Origin of the sequence: Cellulomonas carbonis (genome assembly GCF_014636275.1) — a bacterium.
Taxonomy (GTDB): domain Bacteria; phylum Actinomycetota; class Actinomycetes; order Actinomycetales; family Cellulomonadaceae; genus Actinotalea; species Actinotalea carbonis.
Window position 1 is genome coordinate 100,842 of the sequence record NZ_BMEB01000003.1, and the last position, 22,622, is coordinate 123,463.

At 75.2% G+C, this 22,622-nt stretch carries 26 protein-coding genes; 16 read left to right on the forward strand and 10 right to left on the reverse strand.

The window, feature by feature from the left end; translation table 11 throughout:
• Nucleotides 1-17 precede the first annotated feature (17 nt).
• Together IEV86_RS10435 and IEV86_RS10440 are read left to right on the forward strand one after the other, a co-directional pair.
• The gene (locus IEV86_RS10435; protein ID WP_043608404.1) at nucleotides 18-767 is read left to right on the forward strand and encodes a response regulator; all 750 of its coding nucleotides are present in this window, start codon (nucleotides 18-20) and stop codon (nucleotides 765-767) included.
• The gene (locus IEV86_RS10440) at nucleotides 764-1,876 is read left to right on the forward strand and encodes a HAMP domain-containing sensor histidine kinase (protein ID WP_043608405.1); all 1,113 of its coding nucleotides are present in this window, start codon (nucleotides 764-766) and stop codon (nucleotides 1,874-1,876) included. Before IEV86_RS10435 ends, IEV86_RS10440 begins: the two co-directional genes overlap by 4 nt.
• A gap of 3 nt (nucleotides 1,877-1,879) precedes the next feature.
• On the opposite strand, the gene IEV86_RS10445 is transcribed toward IEV86_RS10440, so the two are convergent.
• On the reverse strand, nucleotides 1,880-2,146 hold the full coding sequence (locus IEV86_RS10445; RefSeq protein ID WP_052426415.1) for a hypothetical protein: 267 nt from the start codon (nucleotides 2,144-2,146) through the stop codon (nucleotides 1,880-1,882).
• Between the two features lie 221 nt (nucleotides 2,147-2,367).
• Between IEV86_RS10445 and IEV86_RS10450 the strand changes: the two genes are divergently transcribed.
• Together IEV86_RS10450 and IEV86_RS10455 are read left to right on the forward strand one after the other, a co-directional pair.
• Nucleotides 2,368-2,982 (forward strand): dihydrofolate reductase family protein, encoded by a 615-nt coding sequence (locus tag IEV86_RS10450; protein ID WP_043608407.1) that lies wholly within the window; start codon nucleotides 2,368-2,370, stop codon nucleotides 2,980-2,982.
• A gap of 164 nt (nucleotides 2,983-3,146) precedes the next feature.
• Nucleotides 3,147-3,824 (forward strand): DUF305 domain-containing protein, encoded by a 678-nt coding sequence (locus IEV86_RS10455; protein WP_229734607.1) that lies wholly within the window; start codon nucleotides 3,147-3,149, stop codon nucleotides 3,822-3,824.
• A 51-nt stretch (nucleotides 3,825-3,875) separates the two neighbouring features.
• On the opposite strand, the gene IEV86_RS10460 is transcribed toward IEV86_RS10455, so the two are convergent.
• Complete coding sequence (locus IEV86_RS10460; protein WP_043608408.1) at nucleotides 3,876-4,163, reverse strand: sulfurtransferase TusA family protein; 288 nt, start codon at nucleotides 4,161-4,163, stop codon at nucleotides 3,876-3,878.
• Nucleotides 4,164-4,342: 179 nt separating this feature from the next.
• Between IEV86_RS10460 and IEV86_RS10465 the strand changes: the two genes are divergently transcribed.
• From IEV86_RS10465 to IEV86_RS10485, 5 genes are all read left to right on the forward strand, one after another.
• Nucleotides 4,343-5,212 carry a CPBP family intramembrane glutamic endopeptidase gene (locus IEV86_RS10465; protein WP_043608410.1) on the forward strand — a complete coding sequence of 290 codons (870 nt, stop codon included), beginning with the start codon at nucleotides 4,343-4,345 and terminating at the stop codon, nucleotides 5,210-5,212.
• Nucleotides 5,213-5,328: 116 nt separating this feature from the next.
• Nucleotides 5,329-5,529 (forward strand): hypothetical protein, encoded by a 201-nt coding sequence (locus tag IEV86_RS10470; RefSeq protein WP_043608413.1) that lies wholly within the window; start codon nucleotides 5,329-5,331, stop codon nucleotides 5,527-5,529.
• 92 nt (nucleotides 5,530-5,621) lie between these two features.
• Nucleotides 5,622-6,104 (forward strand): fluoride efflux transporter FluC, encoded by a 483-nt coding sequence (locus IEV86_RS10475; RefSeq protein ID WP_052426416.1) that lies wholly within the window; start codon nucleotides 5,622-5,624, stop codon nucleotides 6,102-6,104.
• Nucleotides 6,101-6,475 (forward strand): fluoride efflux transporter FluC, encoded by a 375-nt coding sequence (locus IEV86_RS10480; protein WP_043608416.1) that lies wholly within the window; start codon nucleotides 6,101-6,103, stop codon nucleotides 6,473-6,475. The genes IEV86_RS10475 and IEV86_RS10480 overlap by 4 nt, the downstream gene beginning before the upstream one ends.
• Before the next feature lie 49 nt (nucleotides 6,476-6,524).
• Nucleotides 6,525-7,079, forward strand: a complete 555-nt coding sequence (locus tag IEV86_RS10485; RefSeq protein ID WP_043608417.1) for a universal stress protein — start codon at nucleotides 6,525-6,527, stop codon at nucleotides 7,077-7,079.
• A 21-nt stretch (nucleotides 7,080-7,100) separates the two neighbouring features.
• Here the strand turns inward: IEV86_RS10485 and IEV86_RS10490 are convergent, their stop codons facing one another.
• The 4 genes from IEV86_RS10490 to IEV86_RS10505 all read right to left on the reverse strand — a co-directional run bounded on the left by IEV86_RS10490 (nucleotide 7,101) and on the right by IEV86_RS10505 (nucleotide 11,201).
• The gene (locus IEV86_RS10490) at nucleotides 7,101-7,796 is read right to left on the reverse strand and encodes a uridine kinase family protein (RefSeq protein ID WP_202595192.1); all 696 of its coding nucleotides are present in this window, start codon (nucleotides 7,794-7,796) and stop codon (nucleotides 7,101-7,103) included.
• A 71-nt stretch (nucleotides 7,797-7,867) separates the two neighbouring features.
• Entirely contained in the window at nucleotides 7,868-8,365 is a 498-nt protein-coding gene (locus IEV86_RS10495; protein ID WP_052426417.1) for an arsinothricin resistance N-acetyltransferase ArsN1 family A, read from the reverse strand.
• On the reverse strand, nucleotides 8,362-9,579 hold the full coding sequence (locus IEV86_RS10500; protein WP_229734608.1) for an MFS transporter: 1,218 nt from the start codon (nucleotides 9,577-9,579) through the stop codon (nucleotides 8,362-8,364). Before IEV86_RS10500 ends, IEV86_RS10495 begins: the two co-directional genes overlap by 4 nt.
• A 149-nt stretch (nucleotides 9,580-9,728) precedes the next feature.
• The gene (locus IEV86_RS10505; RefSeq protein ID WP_188484662.1) at nucleotides 9,729-11,201 is read right to left on the reverse strand and encodes an FAD-dependent oxidoreductase; all 1,473 of its coding nucleotides are present in this window, start codon (nucleotides 11,199-11,201) and stop codon (nucleotides 9,729-9,731) included.
• Between the two features lie 110 nt (nucleotides 11,202-11,311).
• Here IEV86_RS10505 and IEV86_RS10510 point away from each other — a divergent pair, with 110 nt between their 5' ends.
• The 7 genes from IEV86_RS10510 (at nucleotide 11,312) to arsB (ending at nucleotide 17,351) form a co-directional block, all read left to right on the forward strand.
• The gene (locus tag IEV86_RS10510; protein ID WP_229734609.1) at nucleotides 11,312-11,710 is read left to right on the forward strand and encodes an ArsR/SmtB family transcription factor; all 399 of its coding nucleotides are present in this window, start codon (nucleotides 11,312-11,314) and stop codon (nucleotides 11,708-11,710) included.
• 97 nt (nucleotides 11,711-11,807) lie between these two features.
• Nucleotides 11,808-13,157 carry a glycoside hydrolase family protein gene (locus tag IEV86_RS10515; protein ID WP_052426421.1) on the forward strand — a complete coding sequence of 450 codons (1,350 nt, stop codon included), beginning with the start codon at nucleotides 11,808-11,810 and terminating at the stop codon, nucleotides 13,155-13,157.
• Between the two features lie 78 nt (nucleotides 13,158-13,235).
• The gene (locus IEV86_RS10520) at nucleotides 13,236-14,279 is read left to right on the forward strand and encodes a permease (protein ID WP_043608443.1); all 1,044 of its coding nucleotides are present in this window, start codon (nucleotides 13,236-13,238) and stop codon (nucleotides 14,277-14,279) included.
• A 25-nt stretch (nucleotides 14,280-14,304) separates the two neighbouring features.
• On the forward strand, nucleotides 14,305-14,586 hold the full coding sequence (locus IEV86_RS10525; protein WP_229734610.1) for a thioredoxin family protein: 282 nt from the start codon (nucleotides 14,305-14,307) through the stop codon (nucleotides 14,584-14,586).
• 76 nt (nucleotides 14,587-14,662) lie between these two features.
• Nucleotides 14,663-15,697 (forward strand): metalloregulator ArsR/SmtB family transcription factor, encoded by a 1,035-nt coding sequence (locus tag IEV86_RS10530; protein WP_052426420.1) that lies wholly within the window; start codon nucleotides 14,663-14,665, stop codon nucleotides 15,695-15,697.
• 89 nt (nucleotides 15,698-15,786) lie between these two features.
• Entirely contained in the window at nucleotides 15,787-16,215 is a 429-nt protein-coding gene (locus tag IEV86_RS10535) for an arsenate reductase ArsC (protein ID WP_043608442.1), read from the forward strand.
• An 80-nt stretch (nucleotides 16,216-16,295) separates the two neighbouring features.
• Nucleotides 16,296-17,351, forward strand: coding sequence for an ACR3 family arsenite efflux transporter (gene arsB, locus IEV86_RS10540; RefSeq protein ID WP_043608449.1), 1,056 nt, complete (start codon nucleotides 16,296-16,298; stop codon nucleotides 17,349-17,351).
• 92 nt (nucleotides 17,352-17,443) lie between these two features.
• Here arsB and IEV86_RS10545 read toward each other — a convergent pair whose 3' ends face one another.
• From IEV86_RS10545 to IEV86_RS10560, 4 genes are all read right to left on the reverse strand, one after another.
• Nucleotides 17,444-18,382 carry a glycosyltransferase gene (locus IEV86_RS10545; RefSeq protein ID WP_043608440.1) on the reverse strand — a complete coding sequence of 313 codons (939 nt, stop codon included), beginning with the start codon at nucleotides 18,380-18,382 and terminating at the stop codon, nucleotides 17,444-17,446.
• 127 nt (nucleotides 18,383-18,509) lie between these two features.
• The gene (locus IEV86_RS10550) at nucleotides 18,510-18,746 is read right to left on the reverse strand and encodes a hypothetical protein (RefSeq protein ID WP_043608438.1); all 237 of its coding nucleotides are present in this window, start codon (nucleotides 18,744-18,746) and stop codon (nucleotides 18,510-18,512) included.
• 215 nt (nucleotides 18,747-18,961) lie between these two features.
• Nucleotides 18,962-20,506, reverse strand: coding sequence for an SDR family NAD(P)-dependent oxidoreductase (locus IEV86_RS10555; RefSeq protein ID WP_081978863.1), 1,545 nt, complete (start codon nucleotides 20,504-20,506; stop codon nucleotides 18,962-18,964).
• Nucleotides 20,507-20,719: 213 nt separating this feature from the next.
• Nucleotides 20,720-22,561, reverse strand: coding sequence for a bifunctional metallophosphatase/5'-nucleotidase (locus IEV86_RS10560; protein WP_043608435.1), 1,842 nt, complete (start codon nucleotides 22,559-22,561; stop codon nucleotides 20,720-20,722).
• Nucleotides 22,562-22,622 lie beyond the last annotated feature (61 nt).

A 22,622-nucleotide genomic window follows, 5' to 3' on the forward strand; every position in this document is an offset into this window, starting at 1 on the left:
TCACCCAAGATGGACCCGTGAGCACCGCACCCGCAGCCCCACCCGCCGGCACGGACGGGGCGGCACGTCGCGCCGTCGTCGTCGACGACGAGCAGCCGCTCGCGCGACTCGTCGCCGGCTACCTCGAGCGCGACGGCTACGCGACGACCGTCTGCCACCACGGTGCCGAGGCGGTCGAGGTGCTGCGCGAGGTCGACCCGGACGTCGTCGTGCTCGACCTGGGGCTCCCGGGCCTGGACGGCGTCGAGGTGTGCCGCCGGCTGCGGACGTTCTCCGACTGCTACGTCGTGATGCTCACCGCGCGCGCCGAGGAGGTGGACACCCTGATCGGCCTGTCGGTCGGCGCCGACGACTACATGACCAAGCCGTTCAGCCCGCGCGAGCTCATGGCGCGCGTCGCGGCGCTCATGCGCCGTCCGCGCCGGGCCCCGACGGTGGGTGCGGCGGCCGTCCCTGCCGCGCAGCTGCTCGAGGTAGGCGACCTGCGGATCGACGTCGACGCGCGGGACGTGCACCTCGGCGACCGTGCGGTGCCCCTGACGCGGACCGAGTTCGACGTGCTCGCGACGCTCGCAGGGCGGCCGGGGCGCGTGTTCAGCCGACGCGCGCTCATCGACGCGGTGTGGGGACCGGGCTGGGTGGGCGACGAGCACCTCGTCGACGTCCACGTCCTGCACGTGCGCCAGAAGCTCGGCGACACGGTCGACGCGCAGCGCTACGTGCGGACCGTCCGGGGGGTCGGCTACCGGATCGGCACGGGCGCGTGAGCGCGGACCGGCCCGCGGCGGACTGGGGGCTCGGCGCGCGCCTCCTGGTGGCGCTCGGCGCCGTGCTGGTCACCGGGGGCGTCACCGCGTGGCTCGTCGCGGCGGCCGTCGGGCCGGGGCTGTTCCACGAGCACATGCTCCGGGCGGGCGCGGAGGAGGATGACGCCGTCGTCGTGCACGCCGAGCAGGCCTTCGTCGACGCGAGCACCGTGTCCCTGGCTCTCGCGCTCGGCGCGGCCGCGGCCGCCTCCGCCGCGGTCAGCGTGGTGCTCACGCGCCGCATCGGCCGGTCGCTCGGGGCGGTCTCGGCCGCGGCGGCGCGCATCGGCTCCGGTGCGTACGAGTCCCGCGTCCCGCCGCCCGGCCTCGGCTCGGAGTTCGACGAGCTCGCCGACTCCTTCAACGGCATGGCCGCGCGCCTCCGCGAGGCCGACCGCCTGCGGGCGCGCCTGCTCGCCGACGTCGCGCACGAGGTGCGGACGCCCGTCGCGACGATCGTCGGCTACCTCGAGGCGGTCGAGGACGGCGTGCAGGACCTCGACCCGGCGACGGTCGAGGTGCTGCTCGACCAGGCCGCGCGGCTCACGCGGCTCGCGGAGGACCTCGCCGCCGTGACCCGCGCCGAGGCCGGGGACATCGTCCTCGACCGCGCGCCCGTCGCGCCCGCCGAGCTGCTCGCCGCGGCCGAGGGTGCGGTGCGCGAACGCGCGGCGGCCGCGGGCGTCACGGTCGAGGTGCGGGTCGACGACGACCTGCCGGCCCTCCGCGTCGACCGGACCCGCATCGCGCAGGTGCTCGACAACCTCCTGACGAACGCCCTGCGGCACACGCCCGCGGGCGGCGTCGTGACCCTCGCGGCGCGGCGGAGCGACGACGGCGTCGCGCTCGAGGTCGCCGACACCGGCGAGGGCATCGCGCCGGAGCACCTCCCGCACGTGCTCGAGCGCTTCTACCGCGCCGACACCGCCCGGGACCGCGGACGCGGCGGGTCCGGGATCGGCCTGGCGATCAGCCTCGCGCTGGCGCGCGCGCACGGCGGGACGCTCGTCGCGGCGAGCGACGGTCCCGGGCGGGGCGCGACCTTCACGCTCGTCCTCCCTGCCGCCTGAGCCTCAGACCGCCCCCGCACCTGCGCCGTAACCGCCCGGCCGGCCCGTGGCGCGGCCCGCGAGCTCGTCCCGCAGCGTGCGGTGGGTGTCCAGGTCGATGTCCCCGGACGCGAGCCGTGCGTCGAGCACGGCCATCGGGTCGGGCGACAGGGGCGGCGGAGGTGCGCCCGGGAAGAGGCGGGCCACCGCCCAGACGGCGAGCGCGAGGACGACGAGGCTCGTGCCCATCATGAGCCAGCCGCCGGTCCCGTACCCCAGGCACCACGACATGGTCGGCCTCCTCGTGCGGCGCACCGGACCCCGGTCGGGGTCCTGCACCCAGCGTCGCGCGGCCGCGTCGAGCGCGGGTCGAGGTCGGATGAAGGCTCCGTGAAGCCCGCGTCGACGGCGTCGTCACCGCTGCCGTCGACGCGCGATGACTTCTCGGCGCCGGGCTGGTCTGATGCAGCAGACCCCCCGCGGAACGCGGGCTCCCGACCACGGAGGCAGACATGGCCACGATCGTCTCGACCCTGTTCATCTCGCTCGACGGCGTCGCCGAGATCGACCCCGCGTGGCACTTCCCCTACTTCGACGACCGCATGGGCGCCGCCGTCGGCGAGGACTACGAGGACGTCGACGTCCTGCTCCTGGGGCGCGTGACCTACGACAGCTTCGCGGGGGCGTGGCCCGACCGGGAGGCCGCGGGCGGTGAGGACGCGACCTTCGCCGCGCAGCTCGGTGACGTGCGCAAGCTGGTCGCGACGCGCGGCGACCAGGACCTCGGGTGGCGCAACGTGGAGCGTGTCGAGGGCGACCTCCTCGACGCGGTGCGCGCCGTCGCGGCCGAGCCGGGCGTCGACAAGATCCTCGTCGCCGGCTCGATCTCCGTGGTCCGGCAGCTGCTCGCGGCGCGGCTCCTCGACGAGCTGCGGCTCCTCGTCCACCCGGTCGCGGCGCGGCACGGCGAGCGGCTCTTCGACGAGGGTGACGTCTACCCGCTGCGCCTCGTGAGCTCGGAGGCGTTCCCCACCGGAGTCCTGCGCCTCGTGTACGCGCCCGACGAGCTGCCGGCCGCGGCGGCGTACGACGACGTCACCGACAAGGTCCCCGGCGCCGACGGCTGACGCGGGACGGGTGTCCCCTTCATCGAACCTTCATCGCCGGGGCCCCCCTCCCGACGTGCGCCCCCCGCGACGTCGTGCCTAGCGTCGAGAGCGGTCGACTGCACGGCGCCCCACCCGGGCGCGGGCCGGCGGCGACCGCGACGAGCGAAGGGGAGGGCCGACCGATGGCGGACGGACGCGAGGGGCGCGTCGACCAGCGTGCTGACCAGCACGGCGGTGAGCACGGCGGTGAGCACGGCGGTGAGCACGGCGGTGAGCACGGCGGTGAGCACGGCGACCAGCACGGCGGCGGTCACGGGAAGGGCATGTACCTGCGCTTCGTCGCGATGATCCTCACGGGCATGGTCGTCATGTACTGGACCATGTTCGTCGGCTCGTGGGAGTGGAGCCACGTCCGGTTCAGCCAGAGCCGCCTGTTCATGGCGCTGACCATGGGCGGCGCCATGGGGCTCGTGATGCTGGCCTGGATGCTCACGATGTACAAGAGCGCGAAGGCGAACGCCGCCCTCGTCGTCGGGAGCCTGCTGCTGCTCGCGGGCGGCGTCTACCTGGACCGCAGCCAGACGACGGTCGGGGACACGTCGTGGATGAGCGCGATGATCCCGCACCACTCGCTCGCGATCACGCGCTCGGAGCGGGCCTCGATCCAGGACGTGCGGGTCTGCGAGCTCGCCGCATCCATCAGCGAGGCGCAGCGCCGTGAGATCGACGAGATGGACTGGCTCATCGAGGACATCGGACGCAACGGGCTCGCGACGACCGCCGAGGAGGCCGAGGCGCGCCCCGTGCCGACGTTCGAGGCGTCGGCCGACCGCGAGTGCGCTGCGGGCGCTGGGGGCTGACGCTCGTCCGCGACCGCTGACCGACGGGCCGCTCGCCGGGGCCCGGTCGCGTCAGCCGTCGACCTTCCACGGCGCGTCGGGCCGCGTCGGCACCGGGGTCGCGGCGGTGCGCACGGCATAGGTCGCGCGGTCGCCGTCGGTCCCCACCTGACCGAGGTACTCGTGCCCCGTGAGCCGGCACCACGCCGGCAGGTCGATCGGTGCGACGGGGTCGCTCGTCGTGAGGTGCACGACCGTCCCGGCCGGCAGCTCGGCCGCGCGGTCGCGGAGGATGAGCAGGAGCCGCCAGCAGCCGAGGTCGCCGCCGTCGATGTGGACGGCGGCGTCGGGGACGCTCATCGCGCGCCCCGTGCTGCTCGGTCCACCGGTATCCCTCCGCGTCGGCGTGCTCGCCGGGCTCGAGCCCGGCGTCCCAGCCTTCCACGCCTGGGCGCGGGCACGCGCCCGTCAGGACCTCCGACTCTCGTCCGCGGGCCCAGGCGGGGCGACCGTGGTGGTGGGGCCGGAGGAGGTGGCCGGTGGCGACGCGTGGTCCGTCCGTCGGCCGCGGTCGGACGACGACGGCCGCGACCAGGTCGTTCGTGCGCCGTCGGCCGGTCGCGGCGTTCGTGGTGCTCGCGTACGCCGTGTCGTGGGCGTGGTGGGTCCCGATGGTCGTCGTCGGCGCGGTCTCGCGCCCCGGCGTGCCGTGGCCCACGCACCTGCCGGGTCTGCTCGGGCCCGCCGTCGCCGCGGTCGCGGTCACCGGGCTCGCCGACGGCCGCGCGGGGCTGCGGGCGCTCGGGCGGCGCGTCGTGCGGTGGCGCGTCGGGTGGCGCTGGTGGCTCGTCGTGGTCGCGACCGCCGCGCTCGCGACCCTGGCGTTCGTCGTCCCGCTGCTGACCGCCGACGACGTGCCCGCGCCGTCGGACCTGGCGCGGTACACCGGCGTCGGCGCGATCGGGCCGCTCGGGGTGGTCGCCGTCGCGCTCGTGGTCAACGGGTTCGGCGAGGAGACCGGCTGGCGCGGGTTCGCGGCCGACCGGCTGCTGCGCGACCACGCGCCGACGCGCACCGCGCTCGTCGTCGCGGCGGTGTGGGCGGGGTGGCACGCGCCGCTCTTCCTCGTCGTCGACCGCTTCCGGGGGATGGGGCCGCTGGCGCTGGGGTGGCTGGTCGGGCTCGTGGCGGGGTCCGTCGTCCTGACGCACCTGTACGTCGAGGGCCGGGGCAGCGTCCTGCTGGTCGCCGCGTGGCACACCGCCTTCAACCTCACGGCGGCGACGGAGGCGACCGGCCCTGCCGTCGGGGCCGTCACGAGCGTGCTCGTCATGGTGTGGGCGGTGCCGGTGGTGCATCGCTGGCGCCGCACCGACGGCCGACGACAGAGTATTGACAATCGTCGATGAGCGGTCCAGGATCATCCCATCGACAGACGTCGATGAATCAGTCGCCCGAGAGGCCCGCGGCGAGCCGGTCGGCCCGCGCACCGCTCGCCGTCCCCCGCCACCACCGAGGAGCACCGATGCACCCCGAGACCTACCTCCCGCTCCACCACGTCCGCGCGCGTGACCTCGCCGAGGTCGCCGCCACACGCCCCGCCGCGCGGCGTGCGCCGCACCGGACGTCGGCCGCCGCCGTCCGCCCCGCGCCGCTCGCGTCGGTCGCCGCGCGGCTGCGGCGCGCGGCGGACGAGCTCCTGCAGCCGGAGTGCTGCCCCGCCTGACGCGACGCGCCCGACCCCGGCCCGACCCCGGCCCGACCCGAAACGGAGCCCCGGATCGCTACCCTGTCCCGGTCAGCGCGGGAGAGGACGGCATGAGCAGCGAGACGTCCCGCCGCCCGCCCCACCTGCGGCCAGGCCTCGTGGCGCTCGTCGCGGCGGGCGGTGCCGTCGGCTCGGCGGCGCGCTACGGCGTGAGCACCTGGGTCGGGCCGACCGACGGCTGGCCGACCGCGACGTTCGTCGAGAACCTGGTCGGCGCGTTCCTGCTCGGCGTGCTGCTCGAGGCGCTCGTCCGGCGGGGGCCGGAGTCCGACGGGGCGCGTCGGCTGCGGCTCGCGCTCGGGACCGGGCTGCTGGGGGGCTTCACGACGTTCAGCACCCTCGCGATCGAGGTCGAGCGGCTCGTCGTGGACGGCCGCATCGGCCTCGGGCTCGCGTACGGCGTCGTGAGCGTGATCGCGGGCGCCTCGGCTGCGCTGGCCGGCGTCGTCGTCGGCGCGCGACGCGGTGGACGCCGCGACGCCCGCCGGACGGACCTGCCGCGGACGACGACGCCCCGTGGGGGTGCGCGGTGACCGTCGCGCTGGTCGCGCTGCTCGGCGGCCTCGGTGCGGCGACCCGGTTCGTCGTCGACGGCCTGGTGCGCAGCCGCGCTCGCGGTGCGCTGCCGGTGGCGACCGTGGTCGTCAACGTGACGGGCTCGCTCCTGCTGGGCCTGCTGACGGGTGCGCACCTGTTCCACGGGCTGGGGTCGCTCGCCTTCACGGCCGCGGCGACCGGGTTCTGCGGCGGGTACACGACGTTCTCGACGGCGATGGTCGAGACGGTCCGGCTCGTCCAGGCCGGCGAGGTGCGCTGGGCGGTCCTCAACGCCCTCGGCACGCTCGTGACGTGCGTCGCGGCGGCATCTGCGGGCGTCGGCGCCATGTGGCTGACGGGTCGCTGAGGACCGGCGTACCGTCGGAGGACGCACCCTGACGAGGGCGAGGTCCCCGATGCCCACGCACGTCGTCCCGCAGCCCGCACGCGAGCGGATCGTCCCGCTGCGCGGTCATCCGCTCGTCGTCGGCGTCGTGCCCCGTCAGCCCGAGCTCGTCCCGCTGACGGCGGCCGCGTGGGCCGCTGCGACCGGGGCGACCGAGCTCTACCTCGCGTACGTGGACCCGGCCCGCTACACGCGCGAGGAGTACCCGGACGGGAGCGTCTGGCACGACGACGTCGACCCCGACGGGGGCGACGCGACGCTGTGGGAGGACACCCAGCGCGACATCGAGGCGTCCCTCGCGCGCGTGCTGGCCGACTCGGGGGTGCCGTGGCACTTCCGCTACCTCGCCGGGCGACCCGACCGGGCCCTCACGCACCTCGCGCGGGCCGTCGACGCTGCGGGGTTCGTGATCGGCACGAGGGCGCCCGGGGCGGGTGCGCGCCTGCGGGAGGCCGTCGAGGGATCGGTCGCCGTGCGGCTGACCCACCACCAGCACCGGCCCGTGCTCGTCGTCCCGCTGCGCGTCGTCGACTGGGCGGAGCACCCGTGGCGGCGGTCGGGCTGAGGGGACGGCGCCGGCCGGGCCTCAGCGGCCGAGCGGCCCCTCGGCCACCGCGACCTCGCCCTCGGCGAGCGCGACCGTGGGCGTCCCGGCCACGACCGCGTCGGCACGCGTCCACGGCTGCTCGTCGGCGAAGAACGGCAGCTCGTGCGCCATCCACTCGTGCCAGAAGCGCCGCGACTCCTCGGCGTCGCCGTTCACGCCCTGCTCGACGTCGCGCGCGATGCCGCGCTGCTCGGCGAGCGCGTGGTCGGACTGGACCCACACGGTCCGGTCGACGAGGTGCGCGAAGCGGCGCTGGTTCGCCCCGGCCCCCTCAACCACGACCGCGCGCAGCCCGACGGGGACGTCGACGACGCCCTCGCGGCCGCGCTCCTCCCACGCGGGGGGCCGGAAGGACACGTCCTCCCCGCGCAGGGCAGGTTCCAGCACGCCCTCGACCAGCAGGTGCGCCCAGCCGAACATCGGCTCGTGCCACGCGAGGTCGTCCGTGTGCACGACGACGGCGGGGGCGAGGTGCGGCAGCAGGCTCTGCGCGAGCGTCGACTTGCCGCTCCCGCTGCGGCCGTCGACGGCGACGACCCACGGCCGGTCGCCCCAGCCGCCGTCGTCGCCGCGCGGCGCGCCCTCGAGCAGCCGCTGCGCGAGCGTCGCGACCGGGACGGGGGTCCAGGGCCCGGCGGCCGGCTCGCCGTCGGGCAGCACCATGGGTGTCGTCATGCGGGTGAGCGTGCCGCGCCGCGCGTCCGCGCGCGACCGATGGTCACCGTCCGGACCGTGGAGGTGCGCGCTCAGAGCAGCAGCACCTCCACCGTGACGACGTCGCGCCACACGCCGTCGAGCCGCGCGTGCGAGCGGTGCGTGCCGACCACCTCGAACCCGTGTCGAGCGGCGAGCGCCAGGCTCGCGGCGTTCTCGGGGAAGACGCGGCTCGTGACCTTGTGCAGCCCCGCGGCCCGTGCGCGGTCGAGCAGCGCGCCGAGCAGCGCCGACCCGACCCCGCGCCCGTGCGCGTCGGGTGCGACGTAGATCGAGTACTCCGCGACGCCGTCGTACACGGCGCGCGGCGAGTACGGGTAGGTCGCGGCCCAGCCGACGACGACGCCGTCGAGCTCCGCGACGAGGAACGCGTGCCGCGGGGAGGTCGAGGCGATGCGCTCCGCCATCGCGCCCGTCGTGCGGTGCTCGGTCTCGAACGTCGCGGTCCGCGCGTCGATCCCGGCGTTGACGATCACCGCGACGGTCCCGGCGTCGTCGGGCGTCGCGTCCCGCACCGCGGGCGGGGTCACGCGGCGCGCTCCGCGGCCAGGAGCGCGACGGCCGCGGCGGCCGAGCACGCGGCGACGGCGGCGAACGTCGGCCCCGAGCCGACCGCCGTGATCGCGGCGCCGCCCGCGAGGGGAGCCGCGACGCGCCCTGCCGTCGTCGCGAGAGCCTGCCGGCCCGAGGCCGACGCGTACCGGGTCAGCGGCACGTACTGGCCGAGCAGCGCCGCGCGCGCGATCGTCATGACCCCGAACCCTGCCCCGGCGAGCACCACGAACGCCACGAGACCCGCCGTGCCGGGAACGGCCAGCAGGGCGACGACGCCGAGCGCCTGACCCGCGAGCAGCGTCGCCGCGGCCCGCGCGGGGCCGACGCGCGCACCGCCCGCGAACACGAGCCGGCCGGCGACGGACATCACGCCGAGCGCACCCGCGGCGAGCGCGGCGTGGTCGGGGGCGACCCCGGAGCCCTGCAGGTGCGCGACGAGGTGCACCGTGACGGTCGTCGTCGCGACCGCCTGGAGGACGGCGGCGACCGTGAGGTGGTGGACCGACCTCGGGCGGCCTGCCGGGGCGTCGCCGCGCGGGGTGGCCAGGCGCGGCGTGACCGGTGCGGCGGCGCCGTCCGCGGGGGAGCGGGCCTCACCCCGCGGTGGGGCGTCGTCGTCGGCCGACGGCGCGAGCCCGGCGCCGTCGGGCGCGAGGCCGAGGTCCGCGGGGCCCCTGCGCAGCACGAGCGCGTGCGGCACGGCGCACGCGCCCACGAGGAGCGCGAGCACGACGAGCGCGCCCCGCCACCCCGACCGCTCGACGAGCGCCTGCGTGAGCGGCAGGAACACCGTCGAGGAGAGGCCCGCGACGACCGTCACCACGAGGAGCGCGCGGCGACGGCCGTCGCGGAACCACGCCGTGACGACGGCGAACGCGGGCTCGTAGAGCACGGCCGCGCCGGCGAGCCCGACGACGACGAACGCCGCGTAGAGCTCGAGCAGCGTCGTCGCGCGCGACCACGCGAGGACCCCCACGCCGGCCACGACGCTGCCGGCCGTCATGAGCGCCCGCGCGCCGTGACGGTCGACCCAGCGCCCGACGAGCGGGGCCGCGAGCCCGGAGACCGCGAGCGACAGCGACAACGCGCCGGACGCCTGCGCCGTCGTGGCGCCCAGGTCGTCGCGCATCGGGACGAGGACCACCGCGAAGCAGTAGAACAGCGCGCCGTAGCCGACGGTCTCGGTCACGGCGAGCACGCCGACCATCCGCCAGCCCGGGAAGCGCGGTCCCTGGAGACGCGGTCCCCCGGGCGCCGCGGACGCGACCGGCGGCCCCGGTGCGGCGGGCCGGCCCGCCTGTCCGCCCGACGGTCCCGCCCGGCCGCCGCCGGACCCGCTCACGCGCAGCAGCCGCCCGTGCCGCACGAGCCCGACGGCGCCTGCGCGAGCGCGAGCTGGGCGACGAGCCCGCCACCCGCGGCGCCCGTCGCGAAGCCCTGCGCGGGCGCGCCCTCGGGCCGGTCGCGGTGCGCCTCGTCCGGGACGTCCAGCCCGTCGACGCCCGTCGCGGTGCCGCAGCAGCCACCCGCCGCCGCGGTGTCGACGCCCGCAGCGTTCGTCGAGCACACGCCGGTCTCGGGGAGGACGAGCTGGACCTCGTCGGCCGCGGCGAGGTCCCCCGCGATGGCGGCGACCACCGAGCGGACCTGCTCGTTCCCGGTCGTCATGAGGAACGTCGGTGCGCGGCCGTACGACTTCATGCCGACGACGTACAGGCCCTCGTCGGGCTGGGCGAGGTCGCGGTGGCCGTGCGGCGGCACCGTCCCGCACGAGTGGTACGCCGGGTCGATGAGCGGGCCGAGCGCTCGCGGCGCCTCGAGGCCGGGGTCGAGGTCGAGGCGGACCTCGGCGAGGATCGACAGGTCGGGACGGAAGCCGGTCGCCGCAGCCACCGCGTGCAGGCCGGTGAGCCGCAGCTCGCCGTCGGCGGTGGCGCCGACGACGGTCACGGTGTCGTCGTGCACCTCGAGCGCGGTCACCTCGACACCCGTGACGAGCCGGACGGCGCCCGAGGCGACGAGCGAGCGCAGGTCCGAGCCGAGCGCGCCGCGCGCCGCGAGCTCGTCGGCCGCACCACCGCCGTAGACCTTCGCGGGCGACGCGCCGCGGATGGCCCACACCACCTCGGTGCCGGGCTCCTCGGCGGCGAGGCGGCCGAGCGCGAGGAGCGTGTTGGCCGCCGAGTGCCCCGCCCCGACGACGAGCGTGCGGCGTCCGGCGAAGCGCTCGCGGTCGCGCCCGAGGACATCGGGCAGCGGGCCGACCAGGAACCCGGCGGTGGCCGCCTCCGGCTCCCCGACGGCGGGCAGACCGGACGCGCCGAGCGGGTTGCGGTCCGCCCACGTCCCCGAGGCGTCGACGACGGCACGGGCGCGCAGGTCCGTCGTCGTCCCGTCGGCGGTGCGCACGCGGACGACGAAGGGCCGGTCCGCGCGGCCCACGCTGCGGCTGCGGTCCATGCCCTCGCGCGAGACCGCGACGACGCGCGTGCCGAGACGGATCGAGTCGGCGACGGCGCGCGCGAGCGGCTCGAGGTAGTGCTCGACGAGCTCGGCACCGGTGGGCGGCACGGGCGTCGTCGGGCGCGTCCACCCGGTCGGTGCGAGGAGCTTCTCGGCCGTCGGGTCGACGACGTACCGCCAGGGCGTGAACGTCCGGATGTGGGACCACTCGCGGACCGAGGCGCCCACCGCGTCGCCGGCCTCGAGCACGACGAACGGGAGGCCGCGGTCGGTGAGGTGCGCCGCCGCCGCCAGGCCGATGGGGCCCGCGCCGATCACGACGACGGGCAGGTCCGTGGTGGTGCTCATGCTGTCCTCCTGGCAGGTGCGGCCGGTGTGCCGTAACATCGACATCTGTCGATGCGAGTGCCACACTGGCGTAAGCATCGATGGATGTCAATAGAGTGCGAGGAGATCCCGTGAGCACCGCCACCACGACCACCGCAGCGCCGAGCGGCGCGCGTCAGCTGCCCGTCGTGCCCCCGCAGCCGACCGCCGTCGAGGCGTGCTGCGCGCCGCTGCAGTCGGCGGCGCTGTCCGACGCCGAGGCCGCGGTGCTCGCCCGCCGGTTCGCCGCGCTCTCCGACCCCGTCCGGCTGCGCCTGCTCAGCCTGCTGTCGACGGACCCCGACGGCGCCGTCTGCGCGTGCGACCTCGTCGAGCCCGTGGGCAAGAGCCAGCCGACCGTGAGCCACCACCTCAAGATCCTCCGCGAGGCGGGCCTGGTCACGAGCGAGAAGCGTGGCACCAACGTCTGGTACGCGGCCGTCCCGGCCGCGATCGAGACCCTCCGGGAGGCGCTCGCCCCGGCGCGCTGACGGCGGGAGGGTGACGCCCGTGTGACCGGCGTCACGTCCGCATCCCGTCACGGCACCCCGGGGTGCCGTCGATGGGGCCCGACGTGGAGACCCTCACGTGACGCGTCCGACGCTGCGCCGCACCCTGATGACGGTCGCGGTCCTGGTGCCGACGGTCACCGGTTCGCTCACCCTCGCGGGCTCGTTGCGGGTCGCGGCCGACGACGGCGCGACCGGTGGGGCCGTCGGGGTGCAGCAGGAGTCGGCCACCTCGCCCCAGGTCGGCGATGCGGGTGCTCCCGCTCCGCCGACCGTCAGGCCGACCGTCGGGCCGACTGACGGGCTCGCCGCGGGCGCCGTCGTCGACGGACCTCCCGCCGTCGTCGACCCGTTGACGGACCTCCCCGCCTGGATCACGTCCGGGGAGACCGCGCCCGCGAACCCGCTGCCCCAGGCCGACCCGCCCGCGCCGACCGGCCCCGTCGACAACACCGTCGTCCGGACCGACTCGCTCGGCATGCGTCTCGACGCGCACGACGGCGACCTGCTCCAGGCGCCGGACGGGACCACGTACCTGTACGGGACGAGCTACGGCTGCGGGTTCACGCTCGGGAAGCCGTCGCCGTACTGCGGCGTGCGGGTCTACAGCACGACCGACCTGAGCACCTTCGTGCCCGCGGGTGCCGTCGGCGGCCTCTACGCCTTCGACCACCTGGCCGGCCCGTGGCAGGCGCTGTGCGCCCCGACGAGGAGCTACGGCTGCTACCGCCCGCACGTCGTCCAGCGGCCGGCCGACGGCAGGTACGTCATGTGGGTCAACACGCACCACGACGCGGGGTACAAGGTCCTCGTCGCCGAGCACCCCGCGGGTCCCTTCGTCGACACCGGGCTCGCCCCCGAGCTCGCGATCGTGCCGCCGCCGGGAGGGCTGCGGTACGGCGACCACGACCTGACCGTCGACCCGGTCACGGGTCACCTGTACGTCACCTACACGGTGATCTGGGCGAACGACAACACGCACCAGCTCGTCGTCGAGCGCCTGGACCCGAGCGGCACCACCGGCACGGGCGAGTTCGTGCAGCTCGCGGCCATGGCGCCGGCGAGGGAGCTCGTCGAGGCGCCCGCGCTCTTCCGCGCTCCGACCGGGACATGGCACATGGTGTTCTCGGACCCTGCGCGGCCGTACCGGACCACCGGCAGCGGGATCATGGACGCGCCCGGACCGCTCGGCCCGTGGACGAACCGCCGCACGCTGAGCGCCGACTCGTGCGGGGGCCAGCCGGCGGGCGTCTGGCCGGTACGGACGTCCACCGGCCGGACCGCCTACGTCTACGGGTCGGACCGCTGGGACGAGGGCAAGGGCAACCAGGCCGCGGCCGAGAACTACTACGGCGAGCTGACGTTCACCGCGCGGGGCGGGACGTCGATCGACGCCCACCGGTGCCAGTCGACCTGGACGCTGCGGTAGCCCCTCGCCGGGGAGTCGGTCGCCGCGGCGGGACCAACGTCCGGCGTGGCCCGCACGCGGCGGGCGAACACTGAGGACATGGCTACATCGACAACCATGGATGCGTTGTCGCGGCGCGTCGTCGTCCAGGCCGGGGCGGTCGCCGTCTGGGTCGCGCTGTACGCGGTCAACCGGCCGTTCTGGGACTGGCTCGTGGGCGACGTCGTCGGGCTCGACCTCGAGGGGCGGCTCGGGTCGGGCGTGCACTTCTTCCTCTACGACACCGTCAAGATCGCCCTGCTGCTCGCGGGGATCATCGTCGTCGTGACCGTCCTGCGGTCGTTCGTGAGCGTCGAGCGGACGCGGGCGCTCCTCGGCGGTCGGCGCGAGGGGGTCGGCAACGTCATGGCCGCGGGCCTCGGTGTCGTGACGCCGTTCTGCTCGTGCAGCGCCGTCCCCGCGTTCATCGGGTTCGTCGCAGCGGGCGTCCCCGTCGGCGTGACGCTGAGCTTCCTCATCGCGAGCCCGCTCGTGAACGAGGTCGCGATCGCGCTGCTGCTCGGCCTCTTCGGCATCGGCCCGACGCTGCTGTACGTCGGGGCGGGGCTGCTGATCGCCGTCGTCGGCGGGTGGGTGCTCGGCCGGATGCGGCCCGAGCGCTGGGTCGAGCCGTTCGTGCTCGAGACGCGCGTGAGCGGCCGTGTCGTGGACCCGTCGGCGGGGCTCACGTGGGACGACCGCGTGCGCATGGGCGTCGACGAGGTCGGCGTGGTCCTGCGGCGGATCTGGCCCTACCTCGTGGTCGGCATCGGGATCGGCGCGGTCATCCACGGGTGGGCGCCCGAGGGGTTCGTCGAGCGCTACGCCGGCGCGGGCAACCCGTTCGCGGTGCTCGTCGCGGTGGTGCTCGGCGTGCCGCTGTACTCCAACGCCGCCGGGATCCTGCCGCTCGTCGAGGCGCTGCACGACAAGGGCCTGCCGATGGGCACGCTCCTCGCCTTCATGATGGCCGTCGTCGCGCTGAGCCTGCCCGAGCTCGTGCTGCTGCGCCGCGTCCTGAGACCCCCGCTCATCGCCGTGTTCGTCGGCGTCGTGGCCACCGGGATCGTGGCCGTCGGGTACCTGTTCAACGCCGTCCTCTGACGACGGCCGGACGAAGGAGATCGCCATGCAGGACGAGGTGCAGGACGCGGTGCAGGAGAAGGTGCAGGTCAAGGTGCTCGGCCCGGGGTGCGCGAACTGCGTGACGCTCGAGCGGGTCACGCGCGAGGCGCTGGCTGCGCTCGGCCTCGCCGCCGACGTCGAGAAGGTCACCGACTACGCGACCATCGCGGGGTACGGCGTCATGCGGACGCCCGCGCTGGTCGTCGACGACGAGGTCGTGCTGGCGGGGCGCGTCCCCACGGTGGGCCACGTGAAGGAGCTCCTCGCGGCGCACACGCCCGCCTGAGCATCCGCGCCACCCGAGGCTTGATTCGACGAGCGTCTTAGTAGATGCTTGTCGAAACAAGACCGAGGAGGTCGCGATGCCGGTCGTCGACGGAACGTCCACCACAGGTGCTCCCGTGCACGCGATGCCGCGCGACGTCGCGGAGAGCGTCGTCCCCGTGGTCCGCGCGCTCGCCGACCCCCTCCGCCTCCAGATCGTCTCGGCGCTCGCGTCGGCGCCCGGCGGGCGGCTGCCGGCGGGCGAGATCGCGTCGCTCACCGAGCTGGCCGGGCCCACCGTCTCGCACCACCTCAAGCAGCTGCGCGAGGCGGGCGTCGTCGTCGCCGAGCGGCGCGGCACCTGGGTGTTCTACTCGCTCGCGGCCGGGATGGACCGGGTCGCGTCGGCGCTGCTGGACGCGCTGGCCCGCGCGGCGTCCGCACCGCGGTCCGACGACGACGTCGACGAGGGCCCGCGCGCGGACGTCGAGGCCGCGCTGGCGCGCAGCACCGAACGCCTCGCGGCGCGGTTCCCCGGCGCCGCGCCCGAGGTCGTGCGCCTCGTCGTGCGCGAGTCCTACGCGGCGCTCGCGAGGACGGCCACGGTCACGGCGCACCTGCCCGTGCTCGCCGAGCGGTTCGCGGCCCAGCGGCTCGAGGACCAGGCCGCAGCCGCGACCGACGCCCCGCGCCCGCCGCAGGTGCTGTTCGTGTGCACCGCGAACGCCGGGCGCTCGCAGCTCGCCGCCGCGCTCCTGCGCCGGCTCGCGGGCGACGGCGTCGTCGTCCGGTCGGCCGGCTCGATGCCCGCCGCCCACGTCCACGCGACGGTCGCCCCGCTGCTCGCCGAGCTGCTCGGCGACGACGGCGCCGGGCCGGACGTCGAGCCGTTCCCCAAGCCGCTGACCGACGACGCGGTCCGCGCGGCCGACGTCGTCATCACGATGGGCTGCGGCGACTCGACGCCGCAGCTGCCCGGCAAGACGTACGAGGACTGGCCCGTCGGCGACCCGGCGATGGCGTCGCCCGACGGCGTCCGCGCGATCTACGACGACCTGGCCGAGCGCGTCCGGGCCCTCCACGAGCAGCTGGGCGCGCAGCTCCGTGACCGAGGCGGGCACACGACCCGCTGACCACCCGGCGACCGGGCCACCCGGCCTCCAGCGACCCACCCGACCACCCGACCCCGGCCGACGCGCCGGCGACCACCCGAGGAGAACCCGTGCCCGAGACCACCCGCCCGTCCGTCCTGTTCGTCTGCATCCACAACGCGGGGCGCTCGCAGATGGCCGCGGGCTTCCTGAACCACCTGTCCGGAGGGGCCGTCGAGGTCCGGTCGGCCGGCTCCATGCCCGCCGACCAGGTCAACCCCGCGGCCGTCGAGGCGATGCTCGAGCTCGGCATCGACCTGCGCGACCAGACGCCCAAGGTCCTCACGGACGAGGCGGTCGAGGCGTCCGACGTCGTCATCACGATGGGCTGCGGCGACGTCTGCCCGATCTACCCGGGCAAGCGCTACGAGGACTGGAAGCTCGACGACCCGGCCGGCCAGGGCGTCGAGTCGGTCCGCGTCATCCGCGACGACATCCGCGGTCGCGTCCTCGCGCTCCTCGAGGAGCTCGGCGTCCCCGCCGTCGACGCCGCGCGGTGAGCGACGGCACGCACGCGACCGCCGTCGTCGACGCGTCGCCCCGCCCGTCGTCGCCGGCCGCCGACGACGCGCCGGCGCGCCTGAGCGCGCTCGACCGCTGGCTCCCGGTGTGGATCGGGTCGGCGATGGTCGGCGGGCTCGCGCTGGGTCGGTTCCTCCCCGGGGTCGGTGATGCGCTCGGCGCCGTGGAGGTGGGTGGCATCTCGCTGCCGATCGCCGTCGGGCTCCTCGTGATGATGTACCCGGTCCTCGCGAAGGTCCGGTACGACCGCGTCGCCGCCGTGACGGGCGACCGGCGGCTCCTCGTGAGCTCGCTCGCGCTCAACTGGGTGGTCGGGCCGGCCCTGATGTTCGCGCTCGCGTGGGCGCTGCTGCCGGACCTGCCCGAGTACCGCACGGGCCTGATCGTGGTCGGGCTCGCGCGGTGCATCGCGATGGTCGTCATCTGGAACGACCTCGCGTGCGGGGACCGGGAGGCCGCGGCCGTGCTCGTCGCGGTCAACTCGGTGTTCCAGGTGGTCGCGTTCTCGGTGCTCGGCTGGTTCTACCTCGCCGTGCTGCCCGGCTGGCTGGGTCTGGCGACCGACGGCCTCGACGTCTCGGTGGGGCAGATCGCCGTCAACGTCCTCGTGTTCCTCGGCGTGCCGCTGGTGGCCGGGTTCGCGTCCCGACGGATCGGTGAGCAGGTGCGGGGGCGCGACTGGTACGAAGAGCGCTTCGTGCCGCGCATCGGGCCGTGGGCGCTCTACGGGCTGCTCTTCACGATCGTGCTGCTGTTCGCGCTCCAGGGTGACGCGGTCACGTCGAGCCCGCTCGACGTCGTGCGCATCGCGCTGCCGCTGCTCGCGTACTTCGCCGTCATGTGGGCCGTCGGCATGGTCACGGGACGCGCCCTGCGTCTCGGCTACGCGCGGTCGACGACGCTCGCCTTCACGGCCGCGGGCAACAACTTCGAGCTCGCGATCGCGGTGGCGATCGGCACGTTCGGCGCGGCGTCGGGCCAGGCCCTCGCCGGGGTCGTCGGCCCGCTCATCGAGGTCCCGGTCCTGGTCGCGCTCGTCTACGTAGCCCTGCGGCTGCGACGCACGTGGCCCGACGGCGGTCGTGACCTCGCCCGCGCGGACGCCGTCGGCTAGCTGCGCGCCCGGCACGACGTCACCGGGGAAGGTCGGCTCCGCATGCCGGCACCGATCTTCCCCGGAGGCATGGCCGAGCCGTGCCGCCGTCGTCAGACGAGCTGCGCGGTGCGCTGCCCGGCCGCCAGGAGCAGGTCGTCGAGCGTGAGCTCGTCGGCCTCGCGGACGACGGCGAGCCCGCGCTCGGCCGCCGCGAGCGCGATCTGCTCCTGGTGGTCGTCGACGTGCTCGCCGTGGGCCGCGCGGCGCGGCACGAGCACCGGGACCTTCCCGGCCTCCAGGCACCGCAGGAACGTGCCGCACCCCGCGTGCGAGACGACGACGTCGGCGCGGTCGATCTCCGCCTGGAACCGCGAGTCGGGGATGACGTCGAGCCCGTCGACGCCGAGGCCGGACACGTCCGTCGCGCCGGTCTGCCAGACGACCTCCGCCTCCGGCGGGACGATCTCGAGCACGCGCTCGACGAGCCGCCGGAAGCCCCACGGGCGCGCGGTCCCCAGAGTCACGAAGACGCGGGCGACGCGCGGCTCGGGCGCCGCGCCCGCGACCGTGAACGACTCGAAGAGCCCCCGGTCGAACCGCCACCGCGGTCCGGCGAGCGCGGCGTAGTGCGTGTACCGGCCCACCCACGGGAGCCACTCGAGGACCCGACCCGTGACCGACGGGCCGGAGGTCCGCGCGATGCACTCGTAGTAGTCGGCGCGAGCGCCCACGAGCGGGGCGAGGGGCAGGGCCGCGAGCGACACCGCGGCACCCGTGCTGTAGACGCGGTCGACGGCGTGCCGCCGCAGGGCCGCGAGGGCGGACGGCGTCCTGCGCAGCACGGCGCGCCAGTCGCGTGCGTCGACCATCGGCACGTAGTGGACCAGGCGCCCCGTCAGCATCGACTCGCTCTGCGGGCTCCGGTGCGTGATCCAGAGGGCGTCCTCGTGCCGCTCGGGCTCGAGGGTCGGCGCCATGAGCGCCATCTGCACGAGGTGCCCGCCCGTGGTCGCGACGAAGGCCGCCCGGTGGGTCCCTGAGCGCGCCACGCGCCCACTGTGGCACCGCGGCGTCGTCGGCGGAAGGGCCACGGGACACCGTGCCTCGTGCGGGCGCGCGGGCGTCCTGCCGCAGGGGTCGGAGGGTGATCGTCGGGCCGTCGGGGCCCGGCGGGGCTCAGGCGCGCGTGAGCCGCTCGACGAGGGCGACGGCCTCCGACTCGGTGACGACGGTGCGCTCCTTGGTCGCCTGCATCCAGACGGCCGGGTGCGTGATCTGACCCGGCGCGGACTCGACGACGAACCCGCCGGTCGCGGCGTCCTCGGCGACCTGCCAGGTGCGCAGGCGGCCCGACTCGTCCACGGCGTGGACGGTGGCGGGGAAGGTGAGGACCGGGGCGGTCATGAGGCTCATGCGTGGCGTCCTGAGGAGGAGAGGGTCGGCCCTGTGCCGACACCTCGTTCATCGGCGCGAGGGCGCCCGACTCAAGCGGATCTGCCCGTTGTCCGCCTCACACTGCGCCCGTCGTCCGACTCACGCTGCGCCCGTCGTCCGACCCGCACCGCGGCCGTCGTCCGACTCGCACCGCGCCCGTCGTCCGACTCGCACCGTGGCCGCCCGGGCACCGGTCACCAGGGCGCCTTGGCGTAGTCCTTGAGGAAGCAGCCGTACAGGTCCTCGCCGGCCTCGCCGCGGACGATCGGGTCGTACACGCGGGCCGCGCCGTCGACGAGGTCGAGGGGTGCGTGGAAGCCCTCCTCGGCCAGGCGCACCTTGGTGAAGTGCGGCCGCTCGTCGGTGATCCAGCCGGTGTCGACGGCGGTCATGAGGATGCCGTCCTCGGCGAGCTCGGCGGCGCTCGTGCGGGTGAGCATGTTGAGCGCGGCCTTGCTCATGTTGGTGTGCGGGTGCCCGGGCCCCTTGTAGCCGCGCGAGAAGACGCCCTCCATCGCGGAGACGTTGACGACGTACGTGCGGCGGGCGGGCGACGCCTTCATCGCGGGCCGCAGGCGGCTGACGAGGATGAACGGCGCGGTCTGGTTGCAGAGCTGCACCTCGAGCAGCTCCATCGGGTCGACCTGCTCGACGGTCGCGACCCAGCTGTTGGTGTGCTCGGTGTCGGGGATGAGGCCGCCCGCGTCGATCGACGTCCCGGCGACGAGGCGCTCGAGGCTCGCTGCGTCGGCGGTCAGCGACTGCGCGACGAGGTCGTCGGCCGCGAGGGACGCCGCGCGCTCGATGGCGAGGGCGGGACTCGTGAGCGTCGTGACCGACCCGGCGAGCGCGCGCGGGTGGGCGTCGCTCGTGTGCCCGAACGTCGTCACGAGGCCCTCGAGCTCGCGCGGCAGCGGGACCTGCTCGGCCTCGGCGAGGCGCGAGTACGCGCCGGGGGAGCGGCGGACCGTCTGCGCGGCGTTGTTGATGAGGATGTCGAGCGTGCCCGCGGACGCGACGTCGTCGGCGAGCGCGACGACCTGCGACGGGTCGCGCAGGTCGATGCCGACGACCCGCAGGCGGTCCATCCAGTCGCCCGCGTCCTCCATCGCCGCGAAGCGGCGCGCGGCGTCGTGCGGGAAGCGCGTCGTGATGGTCAGGTGCGCCCCGTCGCGCAGGAGCCGCAGCGCGATGTACATCCCGATCTTGGCGCGGCCCCCGGTGAGCAGCGCACGGCGGCCCGTGAGGTCCGTGCGCGCGTCGCGCTTGGCGTGGTTGAACGCCGCGCAGGCGGGGCAGAGCTGGTGGTAGAACGCGTCGACCGTCGTGTACGGCTGCTTGCAGATGTAGCAGGGACGGGGCTTGAGCAGCTCACCCGCGGTCGCGCCCTTCACGGACGAGACGAGCGGGATGCCGCGCGTCTCGTCGTCGATCCGGCCGCGGCTGCCCGTCGCCGTGGACTCGATGACGGCGGTGTCCGCGGCGCTGATCGCCTGGCGCTTCTCGAGGCGGCGGTGCTTCTTGGCCGACTTGAACAGCGCCGAGGCGGCACGGCGCGCCGCGACGTGGTCGGGGTGGTCCTGCGGGAGGACCGCGACCTGGTCGGCGACGCGGAGGAACACCGCGAGGTCGGCCGGGTCGATGCCGGGCGCGTGCGGGGCGCTGGTCGCGTCGGTGGTGCCAGGCGCGTCGTCGTCGGTGGGGGTCGCGGGCACGGGTGCGTCGGTGGGCGCGGTCATGCTGGTCCTGCTCTCGTGGGGTGGGCTCCCACGGGCGGCCGCAGGCGGCGTCCACTGTACGCGACGGGGCTGGGCGGACCCAGGGGTCCGAGCGGGCACGACGGCCGGCCCCGCCACCGAGGGCGGGACCGGCCGTCGTCGTGCCGTCGTCGTGCCGTCGTCGTGCGTGGTGCCGGTGCCGGTGCCGGTGCCGGTGCCGGTGCCGTCAGCGCGTCACGGCGCGAACGTCAGCGGCTCCCCGGCGTACGTCAGGCGCCAGTCGGGGTTGGTCGCGGAGAACACCGCCGGGTCGACGACGCCCTCGGCCGCGACCCAGTCGATCAGCAGCTGCCGGATCTCCAGCTGGCGGTTGTAGACGACCGGAGCCGTCGTGACGCCGGGGAACGAGCCGCCCCCGGACTGCCGGTAGTTGTTGATCGCGATGACGAAGTCCTGCGCCGGGTCGAGCGGCTCGCCGCCGTACTCCAGGTCGACGACGCGGTCACCCACGGGGCGCGACAGGTCGATGTCGTACGTGAGCGGCGCGTCGAGCCCGTACATGACGTCGTAGTTGTAGTCGGGGGTGCCGTTCGGCGCCGTCGGCGTGACGGCGTTGGTGACGTCGTCCGGCGCGTACGTGCCGGGGCCGGGGACGGGCCGGAAGTACTCGGCCGACTTCTCGAGGTACGCCTTCACCTCGGCGCCCGTCATGCGGATGCCGAGCAGCGTGTTGTCGAAGATGTACAGCCCCGCGACGTCGCGGATCGACACGGGCCCGGCCGGGATCGCCGCATCGCGGTTGAACGGCGCCGCGATGGACAGGACGGGCAGCTCGGCGTCGGCCCCGGTCAGGCCCTCGCGGACCTCGAGCGCCTGGACGTGGTTGATGAGGTCGAGCGCCTTGGTGTCCTCGTACCGGGCCGTCGCGGCGGACATCGCCTCCGCGGACTCACCGACGACGCTGTTGACGTAGTCGACGACCGTGGCGTGCTCGTCGCCGAGCAGCTCGACGATCTCCGGGTCCTCCTCGACCGTGTTGGCGTTGAGGACCTCGGCCTCGACCGAGTCGACGTCCCACCGGCCGCGCTCGAAGGTCAGGCCGATGTCGAACGTGGACAGCCGCATGCCCCAGCGCAGCGGCTCGGACAGCACGACCTCCTCGCCCGTGACCTGGTTCGTCACGCGCAGCTCGGGGATCTCGACGTGCGCGTGGCCCACGAGGATCGCGTCGATGTCCGGGACCTGCTCGGCGACCTGCCGCGAGGCGTTCTCGACGTGCGGCAGCGCGTCGCCGTACGACGACGACCCGTTGGTCCCCGAGTGCGCGGAGACGACGACGACGTCGGCGCCCGCTGCCTTCATGCGCGGCACCCAGTACGCGGCCTGCTCGACGAGTCCGGGGAACTCGATCTTCCCCTCGACGTTGGCGCGGTCCCAGATCGCGCTGCCGGGGTTGGTCAGGCCGAGGATCCCGACGCGGACCGGCTTGCCGCGGTGGCCCTCCGGGCGCATCGGGATGATCGTGTACGGCTCGAAGGCCGGCTCACCCGTCGTCGCGTCGACCGCGTTGGCGGCCAGCAACGGGAAGTCGACCTGGTCCTCGAACTCGCGCAGCAGGTCCAGCCCGTAGTTGAACTCGTGGTTGCCGAGGGCGGCGGCGTCGTAGCCGATCGCGTTCATGGCCGTCGCCATGGGGTGCTCGCTGCCCTCGGTGATCGGGTCGACCTTCGCGTAGTAGTACGCGAGCGACGTGCCCTGGATCGTGTCGCCGGCGTCGACGAGCAGCGTGCTGTCGGCGCCCTTCTCGGCGCGCACCTGGTCGACGAGCGTGGAGATCTTCGCCAGGCCGACGTCGTTGCCGGCCGAGTCGGTGTACTCCGCGTCGCGGAAGTAGTCCCAGTTGAAGACGTTGCCGTGCAGGTCCGTCGTTCCCATGACGGTGACCTCGGCGGTGCGCGGGGCGGGCTTGCCGTTGCCGTTGCCCGCGGTGGCGGGGCTCACACCGACGGCGACCAGCGCGGCCGCCGAGGCCAGGACACCGAGCGTCGTCGCGCGGCGTCGGAGGGGGATGCTCATCGGGGGGTTCCTCCCTGAGTGGGGTCGCACCGGTCAGGTGCGCCGTCATGCTTCACCCGGG

Excerpts from the sequence above, each read along its gene's own strand:
- IEV86_RS10505 (WP_188484662.1), bottom strand. The coding sequence starts at position 11,201 with ATGAGCACCACCACGGACCTGCCCGTCGTCGTGATCGGCGCGGGCCCC.
- IEV86_RS10485 (WP_043608417.1), top strand. The coding sequence starts at position 6,525 with ATGCCCACGCACGTCGTCCCGCAGCCCGCACGCGAGCGGATCGTCCCG.
- IEV86_RS10530 (WP_052426420.1), top strand. The coding sequence starts at position 14,663 with ATGCCGGTCGTCGACGGAACGTCCACCACAGGTGCTCCCGTGCACGCG.
- IEV86_RS10455 (WP_229734607.1), top strand. The coding sequence starts at position 3,147 with ATGGCGGACGGACGCGAGGGGCGCGTCGACCAGCGTGCTGACCAGCAC.
- IEV86_RS10460 (WP_043608408.1), bottom strand. The coding sequence starts at position 4,163 with ATGAGCGTCCCCGACGCCGCCGTCCACATCGACGGCGGCGACCTCGGC.
- IEV86_RS10470 (WP_043608413.1), top strand. The coding sequence starts at position 5,329 with ATGCACCCCGAGACCTACCTCCCGCTCCACCACGTCCGCGCGCGTGAC.
- IEV86_RS10520 (WP_043608443.1), top strand. The coding sequence starts at position 13,236 with ATGGCTACATCGACAACCATGGATGCGTTGTCGCGGCGCGTCGTCGTC.
- IEV86_RS10550 (WP_043608438.1), bottom strand. The coding sequence starts at position 18,746 with ATGAGCCTCATGACCGCCCCGGTCCTCACCTTCCCCGCCACCGTCCAC.
- IEV86_RS10445 (WP_052426415.1), bottom strand. The coding sequence starts at position 2,146 with ATGTCGTGGTGCCTGGGGTACGGGACCGGCGGCTGGCTCATGATGGGC.
- IEV86_RS10560 (WP_043608435.1), bottom strand. The coding sequence starts at position 22,561 with ATGAGCATCCCCCTCCGACGCCGCGCGACGACGCTCGGTGTCCTGGCC.
- IEV86_RS10475 (WP_052426416.1), top strand. The coding sequence starts at position 5,622 with ATGAGCAGCGAGACGTCCCGCCGCCCGCCCCACCTGCGGCCAGGCCTC.
- IEV86_RS10450 (WP_043608407.1), top strand. The coding sequence starts at position 2,368 with ATGGCCACGATCGTCTCGACCCTGTTCATCTCGCTCGACGGCGTCGCC.
- IEV86_RS10490 (WP_202595192.1), bottom strand. The coding sequence starts at position 7,796 with ATGACGACACCCATGGTGCTGCCCGACGGCGAGCCGGCCGCCGGGCCC.
- IEV86_RS10555 (WP_081978863.1), bottom strand. The coding sequence starts at position 20,506 with ATGACCGCGCCCACCGACGCACCCGTGCCCGCGACCCCCACCGACGAC.
- IEV86_RS10525 (WP_229734610.1), top strand. The coding sequence starts at position 14,305 with ATGCAGGACGAGGTGCAGGACGCGGTGCAGGAGAAGGTGCAGGTCAAG.